Annotated in this window: 17 protein-coding genes and 1 riboswitch; of the genes, 13 read left to right on the top strand and 4 right to left on the bottom strand. The window is 36.9% G+C overall.

The genetic code is table 11. The features are described 5' to 3' along the window. The 5 genes from EKM63_RS06870 (at position 1) to tsaD (ending at position 3,828) form a co-directional block, all read left to right on the top strand. Complete coding sequence (locus EKM63_RS06870) at positions 1-747, top strand: acyl-[acyl-carrier-protein] thioesterase (RefSeq protein ID WP_125705066.1); 747 nt, start codon at positions 1-3, stop codon at positions 745-747. A 63-nt stretch (positions 748-810) separates the two neighbouring features. Further along, positions 811-907: riboswitch (THF riboswitch) on the top strand. A gap of 63 nt (positions 908-970) precedes the next feature. Further along, a complete protein-coding gene (locus EKM63_RS06865) occupies positions 971-1,498 on the top strand; it encodes a folate family ECF transporter S component (protein WP_125705064.1) in 528 nt (175 codons plus the stop codon). 63 nt (positions 1,499-1,561) lie between these two features. Then, entirely contained in the window at positions 1,562-2,284 is a 723-nt protein-coding gene (gene tsaB, locus EKM63_RS06860; protein WP_125705062.1) for a tRNA (adenosine(37)-N6)-threonylcarbamoyltransferase complex dimerization subunit type 1 TsaB, read from the top strand. Further along, positions 2,268-2,804: a ribosomal protein S18-alanine N-acetyltransferase gene (rimI, locus tag EKM63_RS06855; protein ID WP_125705060.1), complete on the top strand. Its 537-nt coding sequence runs from the start codon at positions 2,268-2,270 to the stop codon at positions 2,802-2,804. Before tsaB ends, rimI begins: the two co-directional genes overlap by 17 nt. Before the next feature lie 10 nt (positions 2,805-2,814). After that, complete coding sequence (gene tsaD / locus EKM63_RS06850) at positions 2,815-3,828, top strand: tRNA (adenosine(37)-N6)-threonylcarbamoyltransferase complex transferase subunit TsaD (protein WP_125705058.1); 1,014 nt, start codon at positions 2,815-2,817, stop codon at positions 3,826-3,828. A 46-nt stretch (positions 3,829-3,874) separates the two neighbouring features. Here tsaD and EKM63_RS06845 read toward each other — a convergent pair whose 3' ends face one another. Together EKM63_RS06845 and abc-f are read right to left on the bottom strand one after the other, a co-directional pair. After that, the gene (locus tag EKM63_RS06845) at positions 3,875-4,732 is read right to left on the bottom strand and encodes a DUF368 domain-containing protein (protein ID WP_125705056.1); all 858 of its coding nucleotides are present in this window, start codon (positions 4,730-4,732) and stop codon (positions 3,875-3,877) included. A gap of 65 nt (positions 4,733-4,797) precedes the next feature. After that, positions 4,798-6,714, bottom strand: a complete 1,917-nt coding sequence (gene abc-f / locus EKM63_RS06840; protein WP_125705055.1) for a ribosomal protection-like ABC-F family protein — start codon at positions 6,712-6,714, stop codon at positions 4,798-4,800. Positions 6,715-6,851: 137 nt separating this feature from the next. Between abc-f and EKM63_RS06835 the strand changes: the two genes are divergently transcribed. The 7 genes from EKM63_RS06835 (at position 6,852) to EKM63_RS06805 (ending at position 13,018) form a co-directional block, all read left to right on the top strand. Further along, entirely contained in the window at positions 6,852-7,499 is a 648-nt protein-coding gene (locus EKM63_RS06835; protein ID WP_125705053.1) for a redox-sensing transcriptional repressor Rex, read from the top strand. 21 nt (positions 7,500-7,520) lie between these two features. Next, complete coding sequence (gene manA / locus EKM63_RS06830) at positions 7,521-8,489, top strand: mannose-6-phosphate isomerase, class I (protein ID WP_125705051.1); 969 nt, start codon at positions 7,521-7,523, stop codon at positions 8,487-8,489. Further along, entirely contained in the window at positions 8,490-9,035 is a 546-nt protein-coding gene (locus EKM63_RS06825) for a DUF1697 domain-containing protein (protein WP_125705049.1), read from the top strand. Between the two features lie 706 nt (positions 9,036-9,741). Next, on the top strand, positions 9,742-10,722 hold the full coding sequence (locus EKM63_RS06820; protein WP_125705047.1) for a mannose/fructose/sorbose PTS transporter subunit IIA: 981 nt from the start codon (positions 9,742-9,744) through the stop codon (positions 10,720-10,722). A gap of 42 nt (positions 10,723-10,764) precedes the next feature. After that, entirely contained in the window at positions 10,765-11,592 is an 828-nt protein-coding gene (locus EKM63_RS06815; RefSeq protein ID WP_125705045.1) for a PTS mannose/fructose/sorbose transporter subunit IIC, read from the top strand. Positions 11,593-11,610: 18 nt separating this feature from the next. Further along, a complete protein-coding gene (locus EKM63_RS06810) occupies positions 11,611-12,522 on the top strand; it encodes a PTS system mannose/fructose/sorbose family transporter subunit IID (protein ID WP_125705043.1) in 912 nt (303 codons plus the stop codon). A gap of 100 nt (positions 12,523-12,622) precedes the next feature. Continuing rightward, the gene (locus tag EKM63_RS06805; protein WP_125705041.1) at positions 12,623-13,018 is read left to right on the top strand and encodes a DUF956 family protein; all 396 of its coding nucleotides are present in this window, start codon (positions 12,623-12,625) and stop codon (positions 13,016-13,018) included. Between the two features lie 40 nt (positions 13,019-13,058). On the opposite strand, the gene EKM63_RS06800 is transcribed toward EKM63_RS06805, so the two are convergent. Then, positions 13,059-13,355 (bottom strand): hypothetical protein, encoded by a 297-nt coding sequence (locus EKM63_RS06800; RefSeq protein ID WP_125705039.1) that lies wholly within the window; start codon positions 13,353-13,355, stop codon positions 13,059-13,061. Between the two features lie 21 nt (positions 13,356-13,376). After that, entirely contained in the window at positions 13,377-14,006 is a 630-nt protein-coding gene (locus EKM63_RS06795; protein WP_125705037.1) for a CPBP family intramembrane glutamic endopeptidase, read from the bottom strand. Between the two features lie 103 nt (positions 14,007-14,109). Here EKM63_RS06795 and EKM63_RS06790 point away from each other — a divergent pair, with 103 nt between their 5' ends. Then, a complete protein-coding gene (locus EKM63_RS06790; RefSeq protein WP_125705035.1) occupies positions 14,110-14,394 on the top strand; it encodes a bacteriocin immunity protein in 285 nt (94 codons plus the stop codon). The last annotated feature ends 116 nt before the right edge of the window (positions 14,395-14,510 follow it).

Genomic DNA, 14,510 nt, shown 5'->3' with positions numbered 1-14,510 from the left:
ATGGACGAAACAGAACAAGCAGAAGTATTCACAGAAGATGCCACCTTTCCATTTTATTTTGCCAATTTTTCGGGTGACATACGTCTTTCGGCATTGATAGATGTGATGCTCTTAGCGTCAGAAGATCAATTGAAACTAAAAGATGCTGACAGTCGTTCAATGGTCAAACGTGGCCTTGGCTGGGTAGTTACTCAATATCACATGGACTTGAAGAAAATGCCAGAACTAGGCCAAAAGTTGAAAGTCAGCACTCGTGCTACTAGTTACAATAAGTATTTCTTCTATCGTGATTTTTGGATCGATGATCTTGATGGGAATAGATTAGTAACTTTGGAAAGTGCATTTGTCATCATTGATATCAAAGAAAGAAAAATCGTCAGTGCTGCTGATAGTTTGAAAGACTTATTTGGCTCAAGAGAAATTACCAAAATTAAGAAATTTTCACGTATGAAGGAACCTGAGGACTTTGATAAAAAAGCAGAGCAACATATAGGATATTACAATATCGATGTAAACCGTCATGTTAACAATTCATTTTATTTTGATTGGATGGTCGATTCGTTAGATATCGAATTCATTGCCACACATAGGATCAAGAGTATGGATATTAAGTATGATAAAGAGTTGAATCTGGAAAGTCATCCCGAAGTATTTGTGAAAATGGATGAAGATTTAGTTTCGACACATTGGATAAAAACAGATAATAAATTAAATGTTATTGCCAAATTTCATTGGGAAAATAAATAATTAGTTAAACATATTGGTAGGGACAAACGAGTCAATTGTGCTACTATTATTGGGTAATAAATTTTTGGAGTAGGATTCAAAGCGTTAAGTGCTGATGGAACGGAATGTGAACATCGGACAAAGGGGTTTACCCCGCGGTTTTGTTTCCGCATTCGCCACTCTATATAGTTAATTGCCATTATCTAGTTATATTTTGTGGCAGCTCCGCTAGGGAGATGTCAATATGAACAGAACTAAGAGTACGAGCATAACCGTCCATGAATTGACTTGGATGGCCTTGTTGATAGCAATGCAAATGGTATTGAGCAAGCTGTCAGTCGGAAGTGGAATTTTACAAGTCGGATTTAGCTTTATTGCTATCGGCTTGATGGGATATTACTTTGGACCGATCAAAGCAATGTTTGCAAATGCAGCTGCTGATATCATTGCAAATGTGTTACTGCCAACTGGAGGAGGCTTCTTCTGGGGCTTCACACTTTCAGCATTGGTCGCAGGCTTGATTTATGGGTTTATGCTATACAACCGTAAGGTAACTTTACTGAATGTGTTTCTAACAGTTCTTTTAATTACCGTGGTAATTAATACGTTGATGAATACATTTTGGATCTCGATGATGACACATAACCCATTCTGGGTAATGTTGCTCACACGTTTACCAAAAGAAGGAATTTCCTTGATTTATCAAACAGGAATTCTGTATTTCATCCTGAGGTGGGTAAGCAATACAAGATTTAACAAAATAGGCCGTTAGTGCCTATTTTTTTTGTTAAGAAATACTTATGGTAGAATACCTGTATTAAGGAATGAGAAAATTATGAAGATATTAGCTTTTGATACATCAAATAAGCCACTAACTGTTGCTGTAGTTGAGGATGGTAAGGTTTTGGCTCATATGGAATCTACTGAGATCAAGACTCACAGTGTTTCAATATTGCCGGATATTCAAGAATCATTGAAAACTGCTAATTTGTCTGTAAATGACATCGACTTGATTGCGGTTGCGGACGGTCCTGGTTCATATACCGGCGTTCGAATTGCTGTGACGGTTGCCAAGACACTAGCATTCACTCTTAACAAACCGTTAGTTGGAGTATCAAGTTTGAGAGTTCTTGCTGCCAATGGAACCGATGGAAAGTTAGCTGTGCCTGTTATTGACGCTAGAAATGACAATGCCTTTGCCGGAGCATATATTTTGAAAAGTAATGAGGTAGTGAATGTCATTGCTGATCAACATATTTCGATGGATAAGTTGTTTGAACTTTTGGCAAATTATGATGAGAACAATATTCAATTCGTCAATGTCAGTGAACACTTGGCAGAATTGATCCAAAATAAAATGCCAAATGCAGAAATAATTTTGACAAAAGATAGCTTACCAAATGCTGCTAAATTGGCTAACTTGGCAAAAGATGAACAACCAGTTAAAGATATTGATGCCTTTGTGCCAACATATTTACGCTTGACGCAAGCTGAACATGATTGGATGGAAAAGGGACACAAGGAAGACGGTAATATTTCTTATGTGGAAGAAATTTAAAGAGGCGGTTTGGCCAAATGATGGGACTGAAAAATACCCATTTGCTGACAAGCAAGTTGAGATCAATGCGCAGACATTGACCTTAAGAAAAGCCAAATTGACAGATGTTGATGATTTAATGGAAATTCAAACCAGCATTTACGATAAGCCAGCACCGTGGCCTGAGGATATCGTTACTATGGAGATACGAAATCGTAATGCACTGTATTTAGTGTTGTCTGATAACGAGCATGTAATCGCATTTATTGGACTTTCTTTTAGTGCTGGTAGAGAGACACACATTACAAACTTTGCAATTTTACTTTCATATCAGAAGTTTGGATTGGGTCATTTATTATTAAATCAAGTTTTTGATTACAGTAAACAATATGGATTTAACCGCATGTCTCTGGAAGTCGACATCACTAACCAAGAAGCAATTGATTTGTATGAGGCTTTTGGATTTGAGACACGGTTGGTCCATGAGAAATATTATTTTAGAAATCATCATGATGCATTAGAAATGGTGGTCGAGTTGTGAGGGAATCATTTTGAAAGAAGACACGTTGATATTATCTTTTGAAAGCAGTTGTGACGAGACAAGTGTCGCTGTTATTAAAAATGGTAATAAAATATTATCGAATATTATCGCTACACAAATTAAAAGTCACCAACGATTCGGCGGTGTGGTACCAGAAGTTGCCAGTCGTCATCACGTTGAAGAGATCACCAAATGTATTCAGATGGCAATGGACGAGGCAGAAGTAAGCTATGACGACCTTGATGCTGTTGCGGTTACATATGGTCCCGGCTTAGTTGGATCACTTCTTATAGGCATTATGGCTGCTAAAACAGTCGCATTTGCCCACAATTTGCCTTTGATCAAGTCAAATCACCTAGCTGGACATATTTACTCAGCAAGCTTCGTTACTGAGCTCAAATATCCATTTATGGCTTTATTAGTGTCAGGTGGACATACTGAGCTTGTATACGTGAAAGCACCCGGAGACTTCGAAACATTGGGAGATACGAGGGATGATGCTGTAGGAGAAGCCTATGACAAAATTGGCCGTGTATTAGGAATTAATTATCCAGCTGGTAAAGAAGTTGATCGATTAGCTGGAATTGGTAAGGATACTTTTAATTTCCCAAGAGCCATGGTTCAAGAAGATAACCTGGACTTCAGTTTCAGTGGATTAAAGAGTGCCTTTATAAATACCGTTCATCATGCCGATCAAGTTCACGAAGAGTTGAATAAAGCCGATTTAGCTGCTAGTTTCCAGGGAGCAGTTTTGGATATCCTGGTGAATAAAACCTTTAGAGCTTTGAAGACACATCCAGTACAACAATTAGTTGTGGCTGGTGGAGTTGCTGCTAACCAAGGATTAAGAAAACGACTTGCCAGTGAGATCGAAACTCGCAAGTTGGATATGGATTTGATTTTCCCTCCATTGAGATTGTGCGGAGACAATGCTGCTATGATCGGAGCAATTGCTCAAATTCAATATGATAAAAAAGATTTTGCTGATTTAACAGTGAACGCTGATCCAAGTTTAGATTTCTAAAAAAAACGAGCTAGACAAATTTTGTCTAACTCGTTTTTTTTTTAACTTATTTATATTTCTCTTCCAAAGTACTCATCCAAAGCCCTAACAAGGTACCCAAAATGAACATCACAACACTAACAACAATCGTCCAGCATCCAACGCCAGCATATGATATTGAATCTGGAATACGAGGGTTTGGTATCAGGATCAAGATTGTACTTGCCACGACAATACCTAAAATAAAGTGGTACACACGTGAATGATGATTGTCGATCAGATATTCCATTCCCTTGGAAAATAGCATCATGGCGATAATACCGCCTATCATGATGGGCAAAAATACTCCAATAATGTCGAAATTTTTGAATCCTATCAACATTGGTGAATAAAGTCCTAATATTAGCAGTAAGTTTGATGGGCTGAGACCGGGGACTAACACTCCCAATGCTATCAATATTCCGGCAATTGTGAATCCTAGGAAGTTTGCGGGAATAGTTCCAAATATTTCACTCATGAAGTAGAGGAACAATCCTCCAAATATCAACATTGCGAAGAACCAGATGATATCAACTGTATCTCTATTACTTTTTGAAGTTGATGCCTTGATCAAAGAGGGGAGTGTTCCAACAATTGCTCCAGCAAATCCCCAAAGTACGATGACTTGATAGTGTTGTAACAGAAACTCTAGTGGCTTTGATAGCAATCCGATTCCGACGACTCCACCGATTCCTACTGGCAGAAAGTATAAAAAGTCAGCTTTGAAATTTTTTCTAATGTGAGCCATAAAATGCAATAATCTTTCATAAATTCCTAAGATTGCGGCCAGCACGCCACCAGAAACTCCGGGCAAAATAAAACCAAGGGCAATTATGACACCCTTGATGAATCGGATGAGAAAATTCTCTTGGCTTTTATTTTTCATTGGTATTATCTCCATTTGTCGATTTGATTTTACAGTAGCAGATGTTGATAAGTACTACAATTTTTTTACTCAAATTCTTCTAGATCAAGAGATTTTTCGGTCCAAGTCTCTTCAAGCTGTTCTTGCTTAGTCTTATTTTCGTCGAGTTCTTTTTGCAAGTCACCTAATTTGGTATATGAAGTTAAGTTTTCTTCTTTAGTCATTTCTTTTTGAATCTCAGAATTTTTCTGATCTAGTTCAGAAATTTGATTCTCTAAATCCTCAACTTCACGCCTTAACTTACGTTCTTTTTTTTGTTGCTCCTTAGATTGTTGATACTGAACTTTCTTCTCACTTTCAGAGTGAGCTTTTACATTTTCACTATCTTCATCAGATGATTCAGTTGTTTTTTCTAGATAATAATCATAATCACCGAGATAGATAGTACTTCCATCGGGTCCGATTTCAACGATTCTATCAGCAAGTGTATTCAACAGATAACGGTCATGGGAAACAAATAGAACGGTCCCATCATATGATTTCAAAGCATCTTCCAAAACTTCTTTACTATCGATGTCCAAATGGTTGGTAGGCTCATCCATTAGAAGAAAATTGTCATGTTCCATTGAAAGTTTTGTTAATGTTAGACGTGCTTTTTCACCACCGGATAAACCTGATACTGGCTTTAACACATCGTCTCCACTAAATAAGAATGCGCCTAATGTATTGCGAATAACTTGTTCATCAAGGCGAGGATATCTATCCCATATTTCGTGAAGCACATCTTTTTTTGGATCCAAATTGGATAAATTCTGGTCGTAGTAACCAGTTTCAACGTTAGCACCAAATTGGAAGCTTCCTTTCAACAATGGGATTTTTCCCAAAACTGATTTGAGTAGGGTAGATTTACCGATACCATTAGGTCCAATGATACCAATACGTTCACCTTTTTTAACATCAAGGTTGATTGGTTCTGACATCACTTCATCAGGTGTATATCCAATTGCTGCATCACGAATCAACAAGACATCGTTACCACTTGGTTTATCGATTTGAAAACTGAAGTGTACGGAGCCCTGATCACTACCAGGTCGATCCATAATGTCCATTTTTTCTAATTTCTTACGACGACTTTGAGCCATCTTAGTCGTTGATGCTCGAACAATATTTTTTTGAATATATTCTTCGGTTTTCTTGATCTCAGCTTGTTGCTCTTCGTAATGTTTCCATTCGACTTCTTGATTCTTTTTCTTTTCTTGTAAGTAAAAAGTATAATTTCCTGAATAATTTTTAGAAGAATGTTGGTTGATCTCAACTATTTCTGTAACAACTTTATCTAAAAAGTATTGGTCATGAGAAACAATGATCAGAGCGCCGCGATAGTTCTTCAAATAACCTTCGAGCCATTCGACCGTATCGATGTCCAAATGGTTGGTAGGCTCATCTAGCAAGAGTATATCGTGATGCTCCAATAGCATTTTAGCCATAGCGAGTCGGGAACGTTCTCCACCAGAGAGTGTGGAGATTTTTTCTTTCCAAACGTCCTCGTCAAAACCGAAACCTTTTAGAACGCTACGGATCTCAGACTGGTATCCATAACCATTTTCTTGACGGAAAGTATTCTGTAATTGATCATACGTCTTTAAAAGTTGGTCATAATCGTTTATAGTGTTATCGGCGAGCTGAGCTTCAAGCTCATGCATTTGCTTCTCCTGTTTTTTGAGATAGGCAAAGACAAGCTCCATTTCAGCGAAAATCTGATTATCGCTGTTAAGACCAGAGTCCTGGGCCAAATAACCAATATTTGTGTCCTTCTTTAACGCAATGTTTCCTGAGTTATAACTTTCTTGGTCTGAAAGTATTTTAAGCAGGGTAGACTTACCGACACCGTTACGGCCAACAAGACCGATACGACTGTTGTCTTGGACCTCAAAACTGATGTCTGAAAAAAGTCTTTTTGTCCCAAAATTTTTTGTGATATTTTGTGCTTGTAATAAAATCAAATTAAAACTCCTTTATATATTCACAAATTATACTATGAATTTAACGAAATATTGTCTTTCTTTGCTTAAAACATTGCGTTTTTGCGACTTTTTATTTACTATAGTTATTAGTGAAAACACGCACATGGTGGTGGATTATGACAAAAACAACAGTTCCAAACGCAACTATTAAAAGATTACCTATATATTATAGATATTTCCAGTTCTTAAAGGACGAGGGAACTCAAAAAATTTCTTCAGGCGAATTATCTGAAGGCATCAAAATCGATAGCGCTACGATCCGTAGAGACTTCTCATACTTGGGTGCTCTAGGTAAACGTGGTTACGGTTATGATGTTAATGAGTTAGTCGCATTCTTTAAGAAATTACTTAACCAAGACAAGCGTACTAACGTAGCGCTAGTTGGTGTTGGTAATTTGGGTAATGCCTTATTAAATTATAACTTTTCTCGAACGAATAATGTTCGTATTGCAGCAGCTTTTGATATCGATAAATCAATAGTTGGTACAGTTAAGAGCGGCGTTCCAGTTTATGATATTAGCGAGATCAAAGAGCAACTTAGTTTGCAACAGATCGATGTATGTATTCTAACAGTTTCACAGAATGCAGCGCAAACTACGGCTGATGAATTAGCTAAAGCGGGTGTAAGAGGTATTTTGAACTTCACACCGGTTATTATTAACGTACCAAACACAATTCGAGTTCATTACGTTGATTTGGCTAATGAATTACAAACTTTGATTTTCTTCTTAGACCGTGATAAAGACGCTAAAGAATTAGACTAAAATATTTTTGGGAGTGTAACGATGAGTGAACCTTTGTTCTTAAAACCAGTTTTTCATAATAAAATTTGGGGTGGTCGAAAGTTAGAAACAGCTTTCGATTACAATATTCCAGATGGAAAGATTGGAGAATGTTGGGCAATCTCTGGACACCCACATGGCCGTTCTGAAGTTGAAAATGGGGAATTTGCTGGTCAATATGTTGATGACTTGTGGAAAAATCACAAGGAGTTATTTGGCGACCCTAAAGGGGAAGTATTCCCACTTTTAACTAAGATTCTTGATGCCGAGGCCAGTCTTTCGGTTCAGGTTCATCCTGACAACGAATATGCTGAGAAGCATGAACATGAATTAGGTAAAACTGAATGCTGGTATATTATTGATGCTGAGCCTGGATCATATTTGATTTACGGTCATAACGCTAGGAACAAGCAAGAATTAGATCAGATGATCGAATCAGGTGACTGGGATGACTTGTTACGCAAGGTCCCAGTTAAAACAGGTGATTTCTTCTATGTTCCTAGTGGTACAGTCCATGCTTTGAATAAAGGAATCATTGCGCTTGAAACGCAACAAAGTAGCGATACAACATATCGATTGTATGATTATGATCGTGTTGAAAAGAGTACTGGTAAAAAACGTGAATTACATATCAAACAATCTGAGGATACAATTACAGTTCCTCATCACGATCCTAAATTGGATATCGTAACTAGAGAAGATGGCAAAAACAAATTTACAACATTTGTCCAACCACCAATTTCGCCATACTTTGCTGTATATCGTTGGCAATTAAAAGAAACAGCAATATTTACTCACCAAATTGGAGCATACACTTTGATTTCTGTTATAGATGGAAACGGTTCGATCAATGTTGATGGTAATGATTACAAGTTGGAAAAGGGTATTCATTTGATTGTTCCAGCTACCGTTTCAAAATGGACTATTGTTGGTGACTTGGATATCATCGCATCTGAATCAGGAGAAAAATAAATGAAATATGTGATTCTTTTCCGTGGAATAAATGTTGGTGGTAATCGAAGAGTTTCGATGCCGAAACTTCGTAAATTATTAACAGAAGAGGGTTTTAATAACGTTGTCAGCTATATCAATAGTGGCAACGTTATTTTCGAATCTGACGATAGTAAAGATAAAGTTATTCAGAAAATGAATGATTTGCTTCAAGAAAATTACGACTTTACGGTTGAATTTTTGGTCCTTGATAAGCCAGAATATCTAGGAGACCTTGCTCAGGCTCCTGAATGTTGGAATAAGGATGATACATTAAGACATAATGCGTTATTTATACTTCCAACTTTTAAAGATGAATATCGACAACTTATTTTGGATAACATAACCGGATTTGATCAAGTCGAGATTGCTGATCAGATGATATTTTGGACAGCACCGTTCAAAATTAATTACAGTAAGAGCTTCTTTTCAAAAAGTTTAGCTCAACCTTTTTACAAATGTGTCAGTATTCGCAATAGTCGTACGACTTTGAAAATTGCTGATCTATTGAAAGATGATAACCGTTAGAAGTGAAAAATCACTTTTAGCGGTTATTTTTCTGTAAATATTACGTTTATCAAAGTATATATGAAAACAATTAATATATTCATGTTATGGAAATGCTGTAAAATCGGGCAAAAAAAGTAATCACATTTGGAGGGCTATACCATTTTTCCTGAAAACGTTATGAGAGCGTTCACATTGGGAAATGTTGGTTTATTCCATTAGTTTGATGTTTAAAAAATATTTAATTTGCATTTAAAATCACCTTAAAAGTATCGCGAATTTTCCCGAATAATGCTATTATGAAAAGGTTCACAAGAAGGGTGAGCTCAATCTAAGCAAATTATTTTGGATTATATTACGTTCATTTGAAATTTTAGGGTCACTTTTTCTGATTGAAGTAAGCGCTTCATTTATACTGGCAATCAGGATCAAGATATTTAACGTCGCGGTAAACGTTGATGTCAGTGAGAAAATGATGTGATTTATCAAAATAACTTGGATTATTTCTTTCATAAATATACCTGTTTTGCGTTTACAAAAGTTTTTAGGAATGCGTTCGCATGACTATACTTTTGGAATGCTGGGGAGTATATGTATGTTTGAGGCAGTCTTTAAGGTGTGTTTCAGTTATTATCCTCAGTTAATAATTGAAACCTCGCCGCGGGGGCATGCATTATTTTCAGTTATTACCTATTAGGTGGTAACAGTAAAAATAGGAGGTATAAGGATGGTAAGTATTATCATTGCTAGTCATGGTAAATTTGCCGAAGGCATCTTGCAATCTGGATCAATGATCTTTGGAGAACAAGAAGATGTAAAAGCTGTAACATTAATGCCAAGTATGGGTCCCGACGATTTGAAAGCCAAATTGGAAGAAGCCATTGCATCTTTTTCAAACCAAGACGAAGTATTGTTCCTAGTAGACCTTTGGGGTGGTACTCCATTCAACCAAGTTAATGGGTTGTTTGAAGCACATAAAGACAAATGGGCTATCGTCGCAGGTTTGAATTTACCAATGTTGATCGAAGCCTATGCTTCAAGATTATCCATGGATAGCGCTCATGAAATTGCTGCTCACATTATTGAGACAGCTAAAGAAGGTGTCAAGATTCGTCCTGAATCATTGGAACCTAAAGATGACGCTGCAGCTCCGAAAGAAGAAGCTTCCAAAGCAGTTACAGGTGGACAACCTGGATCATTCCAATACGTTTTAGCACGTATTGATTCACGTTTACTTCACGGACAAGTTGCAACTGCTTGGACTAAAACAACAAATCCTACACGTATCATTGTCGTGTCAGATGCCGTTGCCAAGGATGATTTGAGAAAACAATTGATTCAACAAGCTGCACCTGCTGGTGTTTATGCTCACGTTGTACCAGTTGACCAAATGATCAAGATTGCTAAAGATGATCAACATTTTGGTGGTCAAAGAGCTCTATTGCTTTTTGAAACTCCAGAAGATGCTCTTCGTGCAGTTGAAGGTGGCGTTCCTTTGAAGGAATTGAACGTTGGTTCAATGGCTCATTCTGAAGGAAAAGTTCAACCTAATAAAGTTTTGGCATTCAGTCAAGAAGATATCGATACATTTAATAAGCTAAAAGATCTTGGCGTTAAATTCGATGTTAGAAAAGTCCCAACAGACGGACAAGACAATATGCAAAACATTCTAGATAAAGCTCAATCTGAATTAAATAAAAAGAAATAATATTTAGCGGATATATATTTTATTAATGGAGGATTAATACTAATGCAATTAAATGCAATTCAAATAATATTAGTCGTTCTTGTATCGTTCCTTGCTGGTATGGAAGGTATCTTGGATGAATTCCACTTCCACCAACCAGTTATCGCATGTACATTGATCGGCTTGGTAACAGGACATCTAATTCCATGTGTAATTTTAGGTGGTACTTTACAAATGGTTGCTCTTGGTTGGGCAAACATTGGTGCCGCTGTTGCACCTGATGTTGCTTTGGCTTCTGTTGCTTCATCAATTATTTTAGTACTTGGTGGCGACTTCGATGCTAAAGGTATCAACTCAGCTTTCGCTGTTGCTATTCCTTTGGCTGTTGCCGGTTTACTACTAACTATTTTAGTTCGTACAATTTCTACTGGTATCGTTCATATTATGGATAGAGCCGCAGAACAAGGTAGTTTTAGAAAAATTGAAATGTGGCAATACATTGCTATTTGTTTACAAGGTTTACGTATTGCTATTCCTGCCGCAATGATTCTTGCTGTAGGTGCTGGTCCTGTTAAGGCATTGCTACATATGATGCCTAAGACGCTTACTGATGGTTTAGCTATCGGTGGTGGTATGGTTGTTGCCGTTGGTTATGCGATGGTTATCAACATGATGGCTTCACGTGAAGTATGGCCATTCTTTGCTATTGGTTTCGTTTTAGCAGCTATTGATAAATTGACTCTTATCGGTCTCGGTGCTATTGGTTTGTCACTTGCACTTATCTACCTCAAACTTGAAAAGAGTGGTGGATCAGGTTCAGGTTCTGGCGACAGTGGTGCTGGCGGTTCTAATACCGGAGATCCGGTCGGAGATATTATAGATAATTACTAAAATGGAGGAAGAATAAAAATGGCTGATCAAGTTAAAATATCAAAAAAAGATCGTTTGTCCGTTTGGTGGCGTTCAACCTTCATTCAAGGTTCATGGAACTATGAACGTATGCAAAACGGTGGCTGGGCATATTCATTGATCCCAGTTTTGAAAAAATTATATACAACTAAAGAGGACCGTGCCGCAGCATTGAAGCGTCACTTGGAATTCTTCAATTGTCACCCTTACATGGCTTCACCAATCTTAGGTGTTACTATGGCTCTAGAAGAGGACCGTGCCAATGGTGCAGATATCGACGATGTTGCTATCCAAGGTGTTAAAGTTGGTATGATGGGTCCATTGGCTGGTATTGGTGATCCTGTGTTCTGGTTCACTGTTAAGCCTATTATTGGTGCCGTTGCCGCTTCACTTGCATATGCAGGTAATATTATGGGACCTATTCTATATTTCGTTGCTTGGAATGTAATCAGAATGGCCTTCATGTGGTACTCACAAGAATTCGGTTATAAAGCAGGTTCAAAGATCACTGATGATATGTCAGGTGGTTTGTTGAAAGATGTTACAAAGGGTGCTTCTATTCTTGGTATGTTCATCCTAGGAGCGTTGATCGACCGGTGGGTTGTTGTTAAGTTCACTCCGGTAGTTTCGACAACTAAACTCCAAAAAGGTGCTTACATTGATTGGAGTAGCTTGCCATCAGGTTTGACTGGTGTCAAAGAAGCTTTGATACAACAAAAAGATGGTCTATCGTTAACAATGCATCAAGTTACAACATTGCAAGATAACTTGGATCTATTGATTCCAGGACTTGCTGGATTACTATTAACATTCTTATGTATGTGGTTATTAAGAAAGAAAGTTTCACCAATCATCCAAATTCTTGGATTGTTCGTTATTGGTGTTGGTTTCCACTACTTAGGTATTATGTAATAAAAAGATTAATAAATCTGATGAACTCTTTGGAGTTCATCTTTTTTTGTATATAATGTAATTAAATGTTTTAACAAAAGTAATTAAGGACGGAATATAAATGGTCGAATCACTAAATAAGAAGTCTGAATTAGTAATCACTGCAAACTCACATATGGGAATGACTACATATGGCAAAATAATGATAGGCGATAAAGCTTTTGAGTTTTACAATGACAGAGATAAAAAAGATTTTATCCAAATTCCATGGGATCAAGTCGATTATGTCGTGGCATCAATTATGTTTCATGGTAAATGGATTCCCAGATACGGTCTAAAGACCAAAAAAGATGGGATGTTCTCATTCTCTTCTAAAGATCCTAAGCGTGTTTTGAGAGCCATTAGAGAGCATATACCGGCTGATCATATTGTTCAGTCATTGACATTCTGGCAAGTTGTCAAACGTGGATTGACTTCAAAGCCAGCAATTTTTAGTCGTAAAAACAAGAAAAAATAAATAGCAGCTATTTTGATTGATAGTCAAAATAACTGCTATTTTAATTTTGGAAACCAGATAACCAGTTTCGTTTTGATCCTGAATTGGCATTAGCCGCACTCAAAGCTTCTAACAGGTCACTGAGCTTTTGTGGCATTTGAAATCCGTGTTTTCGAACATATTCTCCAACTTGTTTGCGCAGACCAGTCGAATTTTTGAATCTCTTTTGGTATTTAACTTTTTGATTTAATTCACCAAGTAATGAATTAAGTTTTTCGTCACTGGAAATTTCTGGATCATCCAAACACTCATTAGTTAATTTCAAAATTTTATCGGCAGTCTCTTTATTATATTTCATAGTAAACTCCAAATGGTTTTTCTAAACGATGCTAAGTCCAAAGACGACAAGATTCATGATGATATGACTTGTGGCACTAGCATAGATATTTTTTGATTTGTAATAAACGAAACAGAACCAAGCTCCCATCAGAAGGTATATCACGAAGCGAGTATCCTGATGCATGAAAGCAAAAAGAACTGATGAGATGATGATGGCTAGATAGATATTAGTTGGTCGTATCAAATCAGCAAAGAATATCCTACGGAAGACGATTTCTTCCATAATTGGGGCACATATTAAAACATACAGCATGTAATAAGGATAGCCCTTGATCTGGGTCAACATCGAAGCAGTATTTTGCGAGTTGGTAGCAATATGTAACAATCCTTGTTCGACGAAGGTTAATCCAATTTGGATAAGGATAGCACCAATGGCTCCAATAAGTACCCAGGTAACAAACTTTTTAGCATTGAACTTGGGTAACTCAAATTCGTTTTTACCAGACTTTTGAACCAGATAGATCATCGCTACTGTCGCAACTAGCGATAATGTAGTAATAATTCCAAAATAAGCGTGACCAGTGATCGATAGTGCCGATAATATGGTTCCAACGACGGATAGAACTAAATAGCATAATAACGTAACTAATTGATTAGTCGTATTTTTCATATGAACTCCTATTTGTGTAATATAACTTCTATCTTACTATAATGTAAGTGGTAATATGAAAGTTACAATAAGTTATCTCAATTTAATAAATGGAAGGTATCACATGAAAACTAACAAAGCAGATGAATTGCTTAAACTTGTAAATGCAGATTTGAGGTTAGATATTACGCCTTTTGAAAGAGAAGCTTTGCTTGATGCAAAAAAACAGCTTGAGAAAAAAGGCTACCTTCCAAAAATTTGTGGAGAATTAAGGGGAGCATTCACTCCTTTAGCTATGCGTAGAGAACTTTCCAAAGATCTATCGGATTTGTACTTGAAGGTGGTTAATGGAGAATTCCAGGATAATCGTTTCGGTGGTGGTCTAGGCATCGTCGGTCATATGTTTTAAATATCAAATTACTATTGTCAGAAACAATTTGGCAATAGTATTTTTTTGCTCTTTAAGGTGAAAAAAGGTTCTTTTTATGATGTAAATACTTGCATGTTTTACATAAAATGTTAATA

The organism is Companilactobacillus mishanensis (assembly GCF_003946505.1).
In the GTDB taxonomy this organism is placed as follows: domain Bacteria; phylum Bacillota; class Bacilli; order Lactobacillales; family Lactobacillaceae; genus Companilactobacillus; species Companilactobacillus mishanensis.
This window is presented reverse-complemented; position numbering and strand designations above follow the sequence as displayed.